This window comes from Pseudomonas arsenicoxydans (assembly GCF_006438915.1).
Lineage (GTDB): Bacteria > Pseudomonadota > Gammaproteobacteria > Pseudomonadales > Pseudomonadaceae > Aquipseudomonas > Aquipseudomonas arsenicoxydans_A.
Window position 1 is genome coordinate 31,853 of record NZ_RCZE01000014.1, and the last position, 15,586, is coordinate 47,438.

Consider the following 15,586-nt stretch of genomic DNA (forward strand, 5'->3'; position numbering starts at 1 on the left):
ACGGCCGCCTCACAAGTGGTAAACGTCGATGACCTGACGAACGTAATCGTTCTTCAGGATCACTTTCTTGGCCTTGATCAGCGGGTTTTCACCGCGCACATCCAGGGTGTAGAAACTGCTGCCGAAATAGCTGTCGACGGTCTTGTAGCGAAAGCTCAGGGTGTGCCAGTTGAAGCGCACCTTGCACAGACCGTCCGCCTGTTCGAGCAGCTCGATGTTGCTGAGGTTGTGCGAGGTGCGAGTGTCCGGAATGCTCGCGCTGGAACGCTCGGTCTTGATGCGGAAGATGCGGTCTTCCAGGCCTGTGCGGTTGCCGTACCAGATCAGCGAAATTTCCCGCTGCGGGTCCTCCGTCAACTCGTCGTTGTCATCCCAGGACGGCATCCAGAAGGACGCATCCGCGGCATACAGCTCCAGCCAGTCGTCCCACTGCTTGTCGTCGAGGTAGCGTGCTTCGCGGTACAGAAAATCGCGTACGGCATCGTAGGTGATGGTCATTGCACGGCCTCCACTGCAATCAATTCGGGCTGCTCGGCGGCCAGCGCCTTGAGCATCGTCTGTTGCCAATACTTGTGTTGCAGCACGAACAGGCCTTCATCTTCAGTGCGCACGCCGCTGAGCAGCGGGTGCAGGTCGATTTCCTTGGCCGCCTCGTCAGCGCCTTCGATCCAGTGCTCGGCGCCCCGGGACATGTCATTCCAGGTGGTGACGCTGCCCTGATAGCTGGTCTGGCACGAGCGAAACTCTTCCAGATCGTCCGGGGTGGCCATGCCGCTGACGTTGAAAAAATCCTCGTACTGGCGAATCCGGCTGGACCGCGCGTGGTCGCTCTCGCCTTTAGGGGCGATGCAGTAAATGGTGATTTCCGTGCGATTGACCGAGATCGGCCGGGCGATGCGGATTTGCGAGCTGAACTGGTCCATCAGGTACACGTTGGGGTACAGGCACAGGTTGCGCGAGTTTTCGATCATCCAGTCAGCGCGGGCCTGGCCGAAATCGCGGGCCAACTCGTCGCGACGCTCATACAACGGACGATCTTCGGGGTTGGACCAGCGCGTCCAGAGCAGCATGTGGCCCTTGTCGAAGGAGTAAAAACCACCGCCCTGCTTGGCCCAGGTGCCCGCGCTCATGGTTGGGTTGCTGTCGCCGGCATCGCGTTGCTTGCGCTGGTTCTGGGTGGCGGCGTAGTTCCAGTGGACGGAGCTGACGTGATAGCCATCAGCGCCGTTTTCGGCGGTGAGTTTCCAGTTGCCTTCGTAGATGTAGCTCGAAGACCCGCGCAGCACTTCCAGGCCATCAGCGGATTGGTCGACGATCATGTCGATGATCTTTGCCGACTCGCCGAGGTGTTCAACCAAAGGCACCACATCGGCTTTGAGGCTGCCGAACAGGAAGCCGCGATAGGACTCGAACCGTGCGACTTTGGTCAGGTCATGGGAACCTTCGCAGTTGAAGCTCGCCGGGTAACCGGCCGCTGCGGGATCCTTGACCTTGAGCAGCTTGCCGGAGTTGTTGAAGGTCCAGCCGTGGAAGGGGCACGTGTAGGAGCTTTTGTTGCCGGTCTTGTGCCGGCAAAGCGTCGCGCCGCGATGGCTGCAGGCGTTGATGAAGGCGTTGAGCACACCCTCCTTGTTGCGCGCGATGAAGATCGACTGGCGCCCCATGGTGGTGGTGTAGAAATCGTTGACGTTTGGGATCTGGCTTTCGTGGGCCAGGTACAGCCAGTTGCCTTCGAAGATGTGTTGCATCTCCAGATCGAACAGCCGCGGGTCGGTGAACATCTCGCGCTTGCAGCGGTAGATGCCGGTTTCTTTGTCATCTTCAAGCAGGGAGTGAAGGTATTCGGGTCGCAGGGACATGGCCGCCGCCTCCATTGTTTTTGTTCAGGCAGGGCCATGCTAGGACGGAGGGATGAGGCGGACTATCCGCTGGGTGCAGAGGTGTATCCGTTTACTGCAACAGGTAATGCAACGCAGACCTTGTGGCGAGGGAGCTTGCTCCCGCTGGGCTGCGAAGCGGCCCCAAAACATGCGATTTCGATCATTCTGCGAAACCGTGGGCACAGGTTTGCGACTGCTGCGCAGCCGAGCGGGAGCAAGCTCCCTCGCCACAGGTAGGCGTCGGCAACGCGCCTGTATGCAGTCAGTACCGGCGTTTGAGGGTGTCGGAGGGCAGTTCGCCGAACTGTTTGCGGTAGTTGTCGGAGAACCGTCCCAGGTGCAGGAAGCCGTAATCCATGGCCACTTCCGTGACGTTGCGCACGTTGCACGTCGGGTCTCTCAGGCACTGGTTGATGCGCTCGAGTTTCTTCTGCCGGATGTAGTTTTGTGGCGACGTTCCCGCGTGGCGCTCGAACAACCCGTACAGCGAACGCAGGCTCATCCGCGCCTGGCGTGCCAGTTCTTCACTGTCGATGTCGTGCTTGAGATTGCGTGCGATGTAATCGGCAATCACCTCGAAAGCGGGTGACCCCAGGCTGCCGCGGATCACGTTGGTTTTCATCAGGCTGAGCATTTTGCTGACGATGATCTGCGCGTAGTGTTCCTGCACACGCGGGATCTGCTCGGTGGCCTCGGCTTCCTGGCAAATCATCGCCAGCAGGCCGACAAAACCCTCCAGTTCATCGAGCTGATAACGGTTATCCAGAAACCGCACGCCCTGCCCCGGATACCGCCAGCGCTGTTCATCGCACACCGACTCAAACAACCGGGTGGGAATCTTGAGAATGAATTTTTCGCAATCGTCGGAATAGGTCAGGTCGACCGGTTCATCAGGGTTGATCAGCAGCAACTCACCGGGCGCGAAGTAATGTTCCTGGCCCCGTCCGCGTGACAGACAGTTGCCTCGCAGCAGCACTTGCAGGTGATAGATGCTGTCGAGCGCGCCGGAGGTCACCCGCACAGGGGCGCCGTAGCTGATGCGGCACAAGTCCAGGCTGGCGAATTTGCGGTGATCAAGACTGGCCAGCGGCCGGCCGACATTGGGCATCAGGATGCAATGGTTGCCGACATGCTGATTGACGTAACCCGATACCGCATAAGGGTCGGCATGGTCGAATACTCTGCTGCGCTGACTCAACAGTTGCGCGTGCATCATCGGGTTACTCTCGTTGTTGTTATTGGCAGTCGGGCCATTCTAGAACCGCCATGGCCCAAACGCAGAAAGCCACGAGATAAACGGTCAGTTATCTCGTGGCCCGGTCCTGCGCGGCGCGGCATCAATCCTCGAGTGCGCGAACCCGCTCATGGCGTTGTTGCTCTTCCGGCTGGGCGGTCGACTGCAAGGTGAAATCGAACTCGATTTCAGCAAACCGCCCGCTCACACCGTGCGCCGCTGCGCGTTGTTGATCGTCGCTGAAGCTGATGTGGGCGATCAACTCGTCGCGGGTGGCGTAGGCGAAATCGTCGTGCAGGTACTGATCGCCATCGAGGTTGATCTGGGTGGTCAGGTGACGATGATCCGGTGCCGAGATGAAGAAATGCACGTGCGCCGGACGCTGGCCGTGACGGCCCAGTTGATCGAGCAGTTGCTGGGTCGGACCGTCCGGCGGGCAACCGTAACCCGACGGCACGATGCTGCGGAAACGGTAGCGACCTTCGGCATCGGTGACGATCCGACGGCGCAGATTGAACTCCGATTGCGTGGTATCGAAGTACGAGTAAGTGCCGCCGGTGTTGGCGTGCCAGACGTCGACCACGGCACCGGCCAGCGGTTCGCCGGCGGTGTTGAACACGCGCCCTTGCATGAACAGCGTCACACCCGGATCGAGGCCATCATCGAGTCGCGCTTCGCCTTCGGACAGCGGCGCGCCGGCTACGTACAGCGGGCCTTCGATGGTCCGTGGCGTGCCGCCGGCCTTGCCGGCCTGCTCGTCTTCAGCGTCCATCAGCAGGTCGAGGTAATGCTCCAGACCCAATCCGGCCACCAGCAATCCGGCTTCCTGACGCGCGCCCAGCACGTTGAGGTAGTTGACGGCTTTCCAGAATTCTTCCGGGGTCACGGCCAGGTCTTCAATGATGTTCACCGAATCACGCAGAATGCGGTAGATCAGGGTTTTGACGCGCGGGTTGCCCGCATCATTGAGCAGACCGCTGGCGTCTTCGAGAAACTTCTGTGCGCTGGCAGTGTGGGAAATCTTGACGTTCATGGTGGATCCTCATCTTGTAATTATTAGCGTAGCGAACTGAACAGGCTGGGTTCAGCGGTCATCCTCGCGGATGGAAGACGGATGCCGGCACATCGCGTCGATCTCGATCGCCATGTAGGGAAACAGCGGCAGTTGCATCAGCAGGTCGTGCAATTCCTGGACGCTGTCGACATCGAAAACGCTGTAGTTGGCATAGTGCCCGGCGATGCGCCACAGGTGGCGCCACTTGCCCTGCTCTTGCAGGCGCTGGGCCAGGGATTTCTCGTCAGCCTTCAGCTTGGCGGCGGCTTCGGGGTTCATGTCGACCGGTAGATTCACGGTCATTTTTACGTGGAATAGCATGCTCTCTCCTCAGGCTTGATGAACAGAAGTGGATGTTTTGTCGCGACGGAAAAACGCCAGGCGTTCTTCATCGAGGTTCAGGCCCAGGCCCGGTGTTTGCGGGACATGCAGTTCGAAATCGCGATACACCAGCGGCTCGCTGAGAATGTCTTCGGTCAGCAGCAACGGGCCAAACAGTTCAGTGTCCCAGGCCAGTTTGTTCAAGGTGATAAAGGCATGGGCCGAGGCCATCGTGCCGAGCCCACCTTCGAGCATGGTGCCGCCGTACAAGGCGATGCCGGCTGCTTCGGCAATCGCGGCAGTACGCAGCACGGCGCGTGGGCCGCCGTTCTTGGCGATCTTCAAGGCAAACACCGACGCAGCGCCTTCGCGCGCCAGATTGAAAGCGTCTTCCACGCATTCGATGGATTCGTCGGCCATGATCGGCGCCGGGCTCATCGCATTCAGGCGCGCCATGCCAGCGCGGTTGTTGCGCGAGATCGGCTGTTCGATCAGGTCGATGCCGTTGGTGCCGAGGATCCGGCAAGCGCGTAAAGCGACGGCTTCGTCCCAGGCCTGATTGACGTCGACCCGCACGCTGGCGCGGTCACCCAGGGCTTTTTTGATCGCGATGACGTGGGCCAGGTCGCGGTTGACCTCACCGGCACCGATTTTCAGCTTGAAGATGCGATGACGGCGCAGGTCGAGCATTTTTTCTGCTTCGGCGATGTCTTTGTCGGTGTCGCCGCTGGCCAGGGTCCAGGCCACTGGCAAGGCATCACGCACACGCCCGCCGAGCAACTCGCTGACCGGCAGGCCGAGGCGCTTGCCTTGGGCGTCGAGCAACGCGGTTTCGATCCCGGATTTGGCAAAGGTGTTGCCGCGAATGCTGCGCTCCAGACGCAACATCGCGGCATTCACATTGCCGCTGTCCTGGCCAATCAGCAGCGGCGCGAAGTGGGTGTCGATGTTGGTCTTGATGCTGTCCGGGCTTTCGTTGCCATAGGCCAGGCCACCGATGGTGGTGGATTCACCGATCCCTTCGATGCCATCGGCGCAGCGCACACGGATGATCACCAGGGTCTGATTCTGCATGGTGTGCATCGCCAGCTTGTGCGGGCGGATGGTCGGCAGATCGACGATGATCGTCTCGATCGATTCAATGGCTGTAGCACGCATGTCGATACCCGTCAGGTTCTTAAAGTTCTTGAACCGATTCTCGTACGGCTTTTTTCACGATGCCAATATAGAATTGGTCTGACTTGATACCTTTAAGGTATGCAAACGACTGACATTCGGAGGCCTCATGGAACTGCGTCACCTGCGGTATTTTCAGGTGTTGGCTCAAACCCTCAATTTCACCCGCGCCGCCGAGCTGCTGCACATCGCCCAGCCGCCCCTGAGCCGGCAGATCCAGCAACTGGAAAACGAACTGGGCGTATTGCTGCTGGAGCGTGGCCGGCCGCTGAAGCTGACGGAGGCCGGGCGGTTTTTCCATGAACACTCCACCGCCCTGCTCGAACAACTGAACAAGATCTGCGACAACACCCGACGGATCGGCCTCGGGGAAAAGACCTGGCTGGGCATCGGCTTCGCGCCTTCGACCCTGTACGGCGTGCTGCCGGAACTGATCCGCCGTCTGCGCAGCGGCGAGCCCCTGGAGCTTGAATTGGGGCTGTCGGAAATGACCACGCTGCAACAAGTGCAGGCGCTCAAGGCCGGGCGGATCGATATTGGCTTCGGGCGTATTCGCATTGACGATCCCGCGATCATCCAAACGGTGCTCACCGAAGACCGGCTGGTCGCCGCCCTGCCCGCCGGCCATCCCTTGCTGGCCGGGCCGATCAGCCTGCGCGAATTGGCGAAGGAACCGTTTGTTCTGTACCCCGGCAATCCGCGCCCGAGCTATGCCGACCATGTGATTGCACTGTTCGAGTCCTATGGCGTGAGCATTCACGTGGCGCAATGGACCAACGAATTGCAAACGGCCATCGGTCTGGTGGGGGCCGGGATCGGCGTCACGCTGGTCCCGGCCTCGGTGCAATTGCTGCACCGCGACGACATCGGCTTTACCCCGTTGCTGGAAGACAACGCCACCTCGCCGATCATTCTCAGTCGGCGGGTGGGTGATGTTTCACCGGGGTTGAATCATTGTTTGAAGATGATCGAAGAACTGCAACCGCAGAATACTTGAAGAGCGCACACCCCTGTGGCGAGGGAGCTTGCTCCCGCAGGGTTGCGCAGCAGCCCCAAACAGGCACTGCGCTCGTTCAGATAAAACCGGTCTGACTTTCAGGGCCGCTGCGCAGCCCAACGGGAGCAAGCTCCCTCGCCACAGGTTAGTGTGCGTCGCTGATAATTGGGTGAATCAGCCGGCAAAGGCCCGGCGGCCGGCGCTCAGCTCGACGCGCAATTCGCCCACCAGATCGGAAATCGCGCGGATCGTGGTCAACTCGGCGGGCGATACGCCGTTGAGCAACAAATCAATGCGCCCAGTGGCGCGGTCGAATACTTTGATCCGCAGTAACCCGTCAGCACTCACCGTGCAATCGCAAGAAAGTGGCTCGAAGCCAGACTCCACAATGTTGCAAAGGACTGAAATGGGAACCATCGCTGGCGCCTCCGTGGCGGTTGGTCGAATTCATCCTGTTCAGGATAGATGGCCTTTTTGCATTCTGCGCCCGCCAATGCTCATTAAAAGTGATACCTGGCTCTCAGATTAACGAGGTTTTAGTGGGAATTACGGTCCCAGTACCAGTTCCAGAACCCCGGCAGTTCCACGGGCTGGGAACCGTCCTTGACGGTGCGCGCCATGGCGGCGCGCAGCACGGCGTCGTGATCGTCGTAAAACGGTTTTTGCGCCAATGGCACGCCGGTAGCCTTGGCGCTGTCGATCAGGATTTGCAGGTATTCCCGGGCGTGCCGGGCGGTGTAGCGGTTGAGGTCGTGGAAGGTCACCACCACCGGAATCACCCCGTCCACGGTCTGAAACTCCCCCTGCGCGATACGTTCACGCACTTCAGACATTGAACGCAGCATGTGAGAGCGGCGCCGGGGGCTGGCGTTGAAACCCCAGATTTTGCCGTCGTTGGCGCTCAAATCGGTCAGCAGCACATGCATGCCATGTTGCTGATAGGCGGCGAAAACGCGTTTGTCGTAATTCCAGAATGGCGGACGCACCAGGGTCGGTGGCGCACCGGTGATGGCCGCGATGTCAGCACTGCCTTTACTCAGCGATTGCTCCAGTTCTTCCGGGCTCAGCGAGCGGTGATTGGTGTGCCAGTGGGTGGCGGTGTGAAATCCCAACACCTGCCCTTCTGCATGTTCGCGGCGCATGAGCTCGCGCCCGATGTCACTGTCGCCGGCCCGTGGCGCGCCGGTTTGCACGAAAAACACCGCTTTGATGTTGGGCTGCAGAGGGTTGTCTTTCAGGCTGTCGAGCACCGTCGCGGTGGGATTCCAGAAACTCGACGCGCTGGGGCCATCGTCGAAGGTCAGCAGAAAACGAATCGGTGCTTGGGCCTGTAGACGTTGTTCCGTCTGCGCGGTCAGTTCGATGGGGGCCGAAATGCAGCCTGCCAGCCCGATGGCAATAGCGAGTACGCAGATCCTTTGGAACAACTGTTTCATGTTTTGCCTTGGGCCAGACCATGACGGTCAACACTATGAATGGCAAAAATCCTTCGCCAGCACTTCCTTAGCCGACCCGCCAGTCACGCAGGCCGAGCTTGGATCAGGGTACACAACGTTTGGTTCCGCGACTCGCCCACCCTCCTCGCTGACTGCGCCAAGACACGCACTGGTGATCCGAAAGCTAAGCTGAACATTCCCGTCAGCGCTTTTCAACCGCAGGGTCAGCCGATGTGTGGACGACTGTCGCAATACCGTGGCATTCACGATTTCGTCGCCGTACTGAGCATCCCTGATGCGATGATCAATCACGTCGGGGATGAGCCCTTGGCCCGCTATAACGCGGCGCCCACCACCCAACTCGCGCTGTTGCATCTTGAGCCTGACGGGCTGCACGCCGATTCGGTGCGCTGGGGTTGGCGCCCGCACTGGGCGAAGGATCGCGCGGCGCCGATCAACGCGAGGGTTGAAAAAGTCGCGCACGGCCCGTTCTTCCGGGCGATCTGGCCGCACCGGGCGATTGTACCGATCGACAACTGGTTCGAATGGGTCGATGCAGGTGATTCGACGCGAGTGCCATGGCTGATTCGCCGACAGGACGGCGCACCCAGTTACTGCGCCGCCATTGGCCAGTTCCCGAGCGCTGGCAATGAACCGCGCAGCGACGACGGTTTTGTCATCATCACAGCGGACAGCGCCGGTGGAATGCTCGACATTCATGACCGGCGGCCGGTGGTGTTGTCGCCGGAACTGGCGCGTGAATGGCTCGATCCGGCCACGCCTAAAGAACGCGCCGAACAGATGGTGCTGCTGCAAGGGGAAACCAGTGAAAATTTCGAGTGGTACAGGGTCGACAAAGCGGTTGGCAATGTCAGAAACCAGTTTTGCATGTTGATTGATAGGCTTATTCAGGACTGACCAGTTGAACAGTCCTGTATATACAGGAAGTTATCGTCATTACTTCAATACATAAACGTTACACAGACTGTTTCATCCTGGTAACACTCGTTGTTTGTATTTGAGACCCCTCCTCAACCGCTTGTCCGACAATGCCTTCGTCGTACATACATTTAGAAACACTAAAGTTAGGATGCGCGCCGCATTTCCCGTGGCATCGCCCAGTTGACCAAAGAGTCAACAAAGAAGGAAATCCTTATAAATCAACAAGCCTTGCAGAGAACTAAGTTGCGCGACGATCTTGTAATTAATCAAGTCAGCAGCCTGGAGTGTGTGTACCTGTCCATGACAGAACGCTATCAACTTGACTGCTTTATCGGGCAATACATAAAGACCCGAAACCTGCGCTCTATCCCCAATATCCACGACATCCTGCGTTCGACCCTCTCCATCTACGCCGGCACCCCGCCGGTCATGGTCAACGAGCTGAATGCATGGATCGACGGGAAATTGGGCTATCGGGCTTCCCACCCGGATTTTCCGTCGTTGGAAGACCTTTGAAATGATGCCTGGTACCGTTCAGCACAAGAACTGAACGAACCGGACCTCGTTGCACTCTCAATAGCAGAGGCCTGCGGGCCTCGTTCTTGTCAGCCTTCTCATTTCTGCACACTTATTTCTGCAAACCGCCTGTTCCGCAGATCTCTCTGAACTCCCATTCAACTGCTGAGCCCAAGCCCAAGGCTGACCTCAGGAGCAAGACATGAGCGAACTCGTCCCCTACGCCGTGCACTATTTGTTCGAAGGCGTCCGCCAGCACTTTTTCAAACTGGCCGAACAGTTTTCGGATGTCGACGCGATTCATTCGGCGTCGGCCCATGCTTATCCAAAATCGGGACGAAAGATCGCCGCACACGCCACCCTCGACGCCGCGCGGTTGACCGCCACGCAACTGGGCATCACCCAGATTCGCTGGAACGAGGCGATCTGAGTCACTCAAGCGCCCAAAGATTCACGTAAGAAAATCTCGAGACAAACGAAAACTTGTGGCGAGGGAGCTTGCTCCCGCTGGACTGCGCAGCAGTCCTCTTGTTTTTTTGGGTAGAGAATGGCCGCTTCGCGACCCAGCGGGAGCAAGCTCCCTCGCCACAGATACAGCGTTGCGCTTAAGTGAGCAGTGTTCGGTCAGGGCTTCAGCGGACGCTCTACGTCGCGGTCTGACAGTTCCCGACTGTCGTCATGTTTCCAGTCCTGCCGCGAACGTTCCTGCCGCTTGATCTCTTCCTCCGTGGGTTCATCCTCATCGTCAAAATCCGGATGTTTTTGATCGTTGGCCATGCGCACCTCTCTTCCAGTGAAGGGACCCATTAAGCGTAGAACACATTCGAGCGTTCGACTCAGAGCCACCAACGCAGCAAAAAGAAAAACCCCATGCTCAGGAGCATGCTGAGCAAGGTGTTGCGGGTGTAGAGCACCAGCCCCACCGCGACCAGCGAACTGATCAGGTACGGGTTGTCCCAGTGCAGGTTCAACTGCTTGTCGGGCATGAACACGATCGGCCCGCAGATCGCGGTCAACATGCCCGGCACGGCAAAACCGAGGAACTGCCGGGCGTTGCTGCTCAAGCGCACTGGCAATCGGGGTTCGAGAAACACGTAGCGGTTGAGAAACACCAACAGGCCCATGCCGATAATCACCGCCCACACCATCATGCTGGTCGCCCCAGGTAGAGTTTGTTGCAGATAAAACCGGCGGTCATGCCCGCCAACCCGGACAGCACCAGCGCCGAGCCCCATTGCCAGTAACTGAACAACACCGAACAGAACAGCGAGACCGCGACGCACACCACCGTGGGCACGTTACGCACCACCGGCGTAATCAAGGCGATGAAGGTGGCGGCGATGGAGAAGTCCAGGCCCAAATGCTCGAGCCCCGGAATACTGCTGCCCAGCACAATGCCCGCCAGCGTGAACAGGTTCCAGGCGACATAAAACGTCAGCCCGACGCCCAGCGCGTACCAGCGATTGAATTGCTGTTTGTCGTGCTGACTGGTCAAGGCAAACAACTCGTCGGTGAGCAAAAAACCCAGCCCCACGCGCCAGCGACCCGGCAATGGCGAAATCACCGAACGCATGCTCATGCCATACAACAGATGCTGCGAGGTCAGCAGCAAAGTGGTCAGCAGAATCGAAAAGACCCCGGCACCGCCCTTGAGCATGCCGATGGCGACCAACTGTGCAGCCCCGGCAAACACAATGCTCGACAAGCCCTGCCCTTGCAGCGGCGTGAGGTTGGCCTCGATGGCCATGGACCCAGCCAGCAAGCCCCAAGGCGCGGTGGCCAGGGACAGCGGCATGATCGCCGCGGCGCCGCGCAGAAAGGCACTGCGCGGCATGATTGAATTCGTCATAACGCCCTACAACCCGTGAAAGACCCGAGACTGTGCCAGTCGTCGCGGCGGATAGCTTGAACAATTTTGCGCACTTGCGCCGTGAGTGTGTGCAGTGAAGGGGCTCCGTTCATCGGCCGGGCGCTTGATTCGCCTCGATAGTAGCAACATGATGGCGCTGCATATTTTCCTGAGGCCAGGCCCTGCATGAGCTCAATCGAACCCGATAGCGATGTCTATAAAACCCTGCTGGAGTCGACCAACGCGATCCCCTGGCGGATCGACTGGAAAACCATGACATTCAGCTACATCGGCCCACAGATCGAGGCGTTGCTGGGCTGGAGGCAGGACAGTTGGGCGACGGTCAATGACTGGGTCGAGCGCATGCACCCGGACGATCGGGATTACGTGGTGGAATTCTGCGTCTCGCAATCGCGCGCCGGGGTCGATCATGAGGCGGATTATCGGGCACTGACCCAACAGGGCGACTACGTGTGGATTCGCGACGTGGTGCACGTAGTGCGCAAGGACGGTGAAGTGGAAGCGCTGGTGGGTTTCATGTTCGACATCAGCGAACGCAAGAAGACCGAAGAACACCTGAGCCGGCTGCAGAAGCAACTCGAAGAATATTCGTTCCAGGACGGCCTCACCGGTATCGCCAACCGGCGTATGTTCGACACCGTCATGGAACGCGAATGGGCCCACGCCCAGCGCACCGGTTTGCCGTTGTCGTTGCTGATCCTCGACATCGATTACTTCAAGCAATTCAACGACCACTACGGCCACATCAAAGGTGACGAATGCCTGCGCCAAGTGGCCCAGACGTTGTCGCTGGCGGCCAATCGACCGCGTGATTTCATCGCCCGGATCGGTGGCGAAGAGTTCGTCTGGCTGCTCCCGGAAACCGATACAGAGTCCGCCCGGCTGGTGGCGCGCAAATGCCTGCACCTGATCCGCCAGCAGCAGATTGCCCATGAGTTTTCCCCGGTATCGCCGCTGTTGAGCCTGAGCCTGGGCGTCGGCACCACCGTCGCGCCGCTGCAAGCGACGGCAGTCGACTTCATCGAGCAGGTCGACAAGTTGCTCTATCGCGCCAAACACAACGGGCGGATGCGCGCCGAGTTCGCAGATTTGCGCTGAACACCTGGAGACGCCCGAGTACCATGAAGCGATTCGCCTGACAGGTCATGGAGTCGACATGCTTTACCGGATCGCCGCCGACGGGCTGGTGCTGTTTCATCTGCTGTTCATTCTGTTCGTGCTGTTCGGCGGGCTGCTGGTGCTCAAATGGCGGCCGCTGATCTGGGCGCACCTGCCTGCTGTTGCGTGGGGCGTGACGGTCGAGGTCCTGCACCTGACCTGCCCGCTGACTCAGTGGGAAAACCTCATGCGCCAGGCCGCCGGGCAAACCGGCTACGGCGGCGGTTTTATCGAACACTACGTCTGGCCGGTGATTTATCCGGCCGGCCTGACGCCCACGATTCAATGGGCGCTGGGCAGCGTGGTGCTGGCGATTAACGTGCTGGTCTATCTTCGGCTGTTCAGGCTGTGGAAATTACGCCGGGCCGCCTGAAACAAACGCCGAGGATTGAATCCATGCTGACGATTGAAGACCTGTCATTGCTCCAGGCCATCCGCGAGACCGGCAGTCTGTCTCGGGCCGCAGCGCACCTGGGCAAAGCGCCGTCGACCGTGTCCTATGCCGCGCGGCAACTGGAAGAGCGCTTCGACGCCCTGCTCTTCGACCGCCGTCGCTACCGCTTGCAGCTCACCCCGGCCGGCGAGTTGCTGGTGAACGAGGCGGCGCGGCTAATGCAGGACGTGTCCCGCCTGACCCAGCGAGTGCAGCAAGTGGCCAACGGCTGGGAAAGCCGGTTATGGATTGTCACTGACGAGCTGCTCGAATTCGAAGCCTTGATTCCGGTGATCCACGAGTTCGACGCGCTGGAATCCGGCGTGCCGCTGCGTATCACCCAAGAAGTGCTCAAAGGCGTTTGGGAAGCCTTGCGTGAAGGTCGTGCAGATTTGATCATCGGCGCCACCAATGAGCCGCCAGCCATCCCGACCCTGCGCTGGATGCAGTTGGGGGAAATGGAGTGGGTGTTCGCGGTGTCGCCGAAACACCCGCTGGCCAAGGCCAAAGAACCGATTTCCCGGGCCATGGTCGCGCAACACCGGGCGATCGTGGTGGCCGACTCTTCGCGGGCCACCGAAGGCAGCACCTACGGTGTTTCGGGTGGCCAACCGGTGCTTGCGGTGCCGACCATGCGTGCCAAAGTCCTCGCGCAATGCGATGGGCTGGGCGTCGGCTGGCTGCCCCGGCACCGCGTGGGCTCGCTACTGAAAAACGGCACGCTGGTCGAAAAACAAATGGCCGACCCACGGGAACCGAACATTCTGTACGCCGGCTGGCGCGGCGATCATGACGGCCGCGCATTGGGCTGGTGGCTGGAAAAACTCAAGCAGTCGTACCTGTCCACCAAACTGGTTCAGGGCAGCGACCGGTTTGTCTGAACTCAGTTGGCAATCACACTCATGTTGCGCCCGCTGGACTTGGCCACATACAAGGCCTTGTCAGCGGCGGTGACCACATCGTCGGGCTGGTCCTGCGAGGCGGTGTTGTAAGCGCAAACGCCGATACTGACGGTCACCCTTCCCTCTGGGCTGTCGAGGTGCTCGATGTCCTCCAGCAGGACGGCGTGACGGATTTTTTCGGCCACCAGAAAGGCGCCTACATAGTCCGTGCCGGGCAACACAACCGTGAACTCTTCGCCGCCATAACGGGCGGCGAGATCACCGGGGCGCTTGATATTGTCCTTGATGATTGCGCTGATCCGGCGCAAACACTCATCGCCGGCGACATGACCGTAACGGTCATTGAAGCTCTTGAAGTGATCGACATCGATCATCAGCATCGCGAGGTGGGTCTGAGTGCGCCGGGCGCGGCCCATTTCCGCGAGGATAAACAGGTCGAACTGACGCCGGTTGGACAGCCCGGTCAACGCGTCCTCCAGGGCCAGCAATTCCAGGCTGCGATTGACCTCGATCAGCTTTTCCTGTCCATCGAGCAACACGCGCTGGAAGTGATGTTGCTGCTTCATGAAGTAAATGAGGCGGTAACCGAGCGCGCCGAGAAACAGCAGCAGCGACAACACGATCCCCGCGCTCAGCGCCGTCTCCTTACGCCAACTGGCCAGGACCTCCTCCTTGTCCAGCGCGGCAAAGATGATCAGCGGATAACCGCTGACCCGCCGAAACCCGACGACCCGCTCCACACCGTCCACAAATGACCTGACGGTGGCCGTTCCGGAATCGCCTTTGGGCAACAGTTGGGTAAACAGCGGCCCTTTGGCCACGCTGCTGCCAAGCTCAGCCTCTTTGAACGGCCGACGCACAACAATGCTGGCGTCATCGGCAATCAGGTTGATGACGCCGTTTTGGCCCATGTCGATGCTGTCGTACAGTTCAAGAAAATGACTGAGATAGATCGTGGCCAGCGCCACCCCGGCAAATCGGCCATCTGGATAATTGATCCGGCGTGACACGGTCATGACCCATTCACCACTCGAGCGGCTTTTTATCGACCGACCGATATGCGGGCCACGGTCGGTATGGTCACGATGGTAGATGAAATATTCACGGTCGGAATTGTTGGCGTTGGGCACCTCTGCGCCATTGGAATTGGCGATCCAGCGCCCTTGTTCGTCGTAGACAAACAAGCCATGCAGTTGCTTGAGCTCATCACGTTCAGCACGGAGCAATCGCTGCAACCGGGGCAGTTGCTGTGGGCCGACGCCCTCGTTTTCGAGGCGGTCCACCAGGGCAAACAGCAGCGTATCGGCCTGTTTGATCGACGCCTGCGCCTGCGAGGCCAGGGTTTGCGCCAGGTTGGACATCGCCACTTCTTTATCCTGCAGATGATACTGGCGCGAATTCCAGGCTTCCCAGAACACGATAGCGATCATCGACAGGCACACCGCCACAAGCAGCACCACAGCGTAGCGAACCTTGAGCCTTGACTCGATCTGGCCGGGCACCCAAGGCGTGGCGGGACGCGGGTTTGCAATCGGATCTTTGATGGACGGATTCCCCATGACAGTCCCTGATTCGTTATGACAGGGCGACTTTTCCTGTTCGCCCTTTAGATGTCGCATCAGAAACACAATAGGTGATTTGCCGGTCCCGTGACGGGTTTGTGTCGG

At 59.4% G+C, this 15,586-nt stretch carries 19 protein-coding genes; 7 read left to right on the forward strand and 12 right to left on the reverse strand.

Annotated elements, in window-relative coordinates; all coding sequences use genetic code 11:
* Positions 1 to 9: 9 nt before the first annotated feature.
* From benB to EAH78_RS25735, 6 genes are all read right to left on the reverse strand, one after another.
* The gene (gene benB / locus EAH78_RS25705) at positions 10 to 498 is read right to left on the reverse strand and encodes a benzoate 1,2-dioxygenase small subunit (RefSeq protein ID WP_027923626.1); all 489 of its coding nucleotides are present in this window, start codon (positions 496 to 498) and stop codon (positions 10 to 12) included.
* Positions 495 to 1,859 (reverse strand): benzoate 1,2-dioxygenase large subunit, encoded by a 1,365-nt coding sequence (benA, locus tag EAH78_RS25710; protein WP_140670224.1) that lies wholly within the window; start codon positions 1,857 to 1,859, stop codon positions 495 to 497. The genes benB and benA overlap by 4 nt, the downstream gene beginning before the upstream one ends.
* A gap of 283 nt (positions 1,860 to 2,142) precedes the next feature.
* Positions 2,143 to 3,096, reverse strand: coding sequence for an AraC family transcriptional regulator (locus EAH78_RS25720; protein WP_140670230.1), 954 nt, complete (start codon positions 3,094 to 3,096; stop codon positions 2,143 to 2,145).
* Between the two features lie 121 nt (positions 3,097 to 3,217).
* Positions 3,218 to 4,147, reverse strand: a complete 930-nt coding sequence (gene catA / locus EAH78_RS25725; RefSeq protein ID WP_140670232.1) for a catechol 1,2-dioxygenase — start codon at positions 4,145 to 4,147, stop codon at positions 3,218 to 3,220.
* 51 nt (positions 4,148 to 4,198) lie between these two features.
* A complete protein-coding gene (gene catC, locus EAH78_RS25730) occupies positions 4,199 to 4,489 on the reverse strand; it encodes a muconolactone Delta-isomerase (protein ID WP_140670235.1) in 291 nt (96 codons plus the stop codon).
* Between the two features lie 9 nt (positions 4,490 to 4,498).
* Positions 4,499 to 5,647: a muconate cycloisomerase family protein gene (locus tag EAH78_RS25735; protein WP_170219171.1), complete on the reverse strand. Its 1,149-nt coding sequence runs from the start codon at positions 5,645 to 5,647 to the stop codon at positions 4,499 to 4,501.
* Between the two features lie 127 nt (positions 5,648 to 5,774).
* Between EAH78_RS25735 and EAH78_RS25740 the strand changes: the two genes are divergently transcribed.
* Positions 5,775 to 6,662: a LysR family transcriptional regulator gene (locus tag EAH78_RS25740; RefSeq protein ID WP_140670238.1), complete on the forward strand. Its 888-nt coding sequence runs from the start codon at positions 5,775 to 5,777 to the stop codon at positions 6,660 to 6,662.
* A 174-nt stretch (positions 6,663 to 6,836) separates the two neighbouring features.
* On the opposite strand, the gene EAH78_RS25745 is transcribed toward EAH78_RS25740, so the two are convergent.
* Together EAH78_RS25745 and EAH78_RS25750 are read right to left on the reverse strand one after the other, a co-directional pair.
* A complete protein-coding gene (locus EAH78_RS25745; RefSeq protein WP_140670241.1) occupies positions 6,837 to 7,079 on the reverse strand; it encodes a DUF1652 domain-containing protein in 243 nt (80 codons plus the stop codon).
* 119 nt (positions 7,080 to 7,198) lie between these two features.
* A complete protein-coding gene (locus tag EAH78_RS25750; protein WP_140670244.1) occupies positions 7,199 to 8,098 on the reverse strand; it encodes a polysaccharide deacetylase family protein in 900 nt (299 codons plus the stop codon).
* A 231-nt stretch (positions 8,099 to 8,329) separates the two neighbouring features.
* Here EAH78_RS25750 and EAH78_RS25755 point away from each other — a divergent pair, with 231 nt between their 5' ends.
* The 3 genes from EAH78_RS25755 to EAH78_RS25765 all read left to right on the forward strand — a co-directional run bounded on the left by EAH78_RS25755 (position 8,330) and on the right by EAH78_RS25765 (position 9,986).
* On the forward strand, positions 8,330 to 9,016 hold the full coding sequence (locus EAH78_RS25755; protein WP_140670246.1) for an SOS response-associated peptidase: 687 nt from the start codon (positions 8,330 to 8,332) through the stop codon (positions 9,014 to 9,016).
* A gap of 267 nt (positions 9,017 to 9,283) precedes the next feature.
* Entirely contained in the window at positions 9,284 to 9,556 is a 273-nt protein-coding gene (locus EAH78_RS25760; RefSeq protein ID WP_140670249.1) for a hypothetical protein, read from the forward strand.
* Between the two features lie 202 nt (positions 9,557 to 9,758).
* A complete protein-coding gene (locus EAH78_RS25765) occupies positions 9,759 to 9,986 on the forward strand; it encodes a DUF6555 family protein (protein ID WP_140670251.1) in 228 nt (75 codons plus the stop codon).
* Positions 9,987 to 10,180: 194 nt separating this feature from the next.
* On the opposite strand, the gene EAH78_RS32370 is transcribed toward EAH78_RS25765, so the two are convergent.
* Genes EAH78_RS32370 through EAH78_RS25775 form a run of 3 tightly spaced genes read right to left on the reverse strand, consistent with a single transcriptional unit; the run spans position 10,181 to position 11,405 of the window.
* Entirely contained in the window at positions 10,181 to 10,333 is a 153-nt protein-coding gene (locus EAH78_RS32370; protein ID WP_170219172.1) for a hypothetical protein, read from the reverse strand.
* 59 nt (positions 10,334 to 10,392) lie between these two features.
* Entirely contained in the window at positions 10,393 to 10,704 is a 312-nt protein-coding gene (locus EAH78_RS25770; RefSeq protein WP_170219175.1) for an AzlD domain-containing protein, read from the reverse strand.
* A complete protein-coding gene (locus EAH78_RS25775; protein ID WP_140670257.1) occupies positions 10,704 to 11,405 on the reverse strand; it encodes an AzlC family ABC transporter permease in 702 nt (233 codons plus the stop codon). The genes EAH78_RS25770 and EAH78_RS25775 overlap by 1 nt, the downstream gene beginning before the upstream one ends.
* A gap of 186 nt (positions 11,406 to 11,591) precedes the next feature.
* Between EAH78_RS25775 and EAH78_RS25780 the strand changes: the two genes are divergently transcribed.
* The 3 genes from EAH78_RS25780 to EAH78_RS25790 are packed head-to-tail and all read left to right on the forward strand — an operon-like array spanning position 11,592 to position 13,898.
* Entirely contained in the window at positions 11,592 to 12,524 is a 933-nt protein-coding gene (locus EAH78_RS25780) for a sensor domain-containing diguanylate cyclase (protein WP_140670259.1), read from the forward strand.
* A gap of 58 nt (positions 12,525 to 12,582) precedes the next feature.
* Positions 12,583 to 12,957 carry a DUF2784 domain-containing protein gene (locus EAH78_RS25785; RefSeq protein WP_140670262.1) on the forward strand — a complete coding sequence of 125 codons (375 nt, stop codon included), beginning with the start codon at positions 12,583 to 12,585 and terminating at the stop codon, positions 12,955 to 12,957.
* Positions 12,958 to 12,980: 23 nt separating this feature from the next.
* Positions 12,981 to 13,898: a LysR family transcriptional regulator gene (locus EAH78_RS25790; RefSeq protein ID WP_140670264.1), complete on the forward strand. Its 918-nt coding sequence runs from the start codon at positions 12,981 to 12,983 to the stop codon at positions 13,896 to 13,898.
* Between the two features lie 2 nt (positions 13,899 to 13,900).
* On the opposite strand, the gene EAH78_RS25795 is transcribed toward EAH78_RS25790, so the two are convergent.
* Positions 13,901 to 15,478, reverse strand: coding sequence for a sensor domain-containing diguanylate cyclase (locus tag EAH78_RS25795; protein ID WP_140670266.1), 1,578 nt, complete (start codon positions 15,476 to 15,478; stop codon positions 13,901 to 13,903).
* Positions 15,479 to 15,586: the final 108 nt, after the last annotated feature.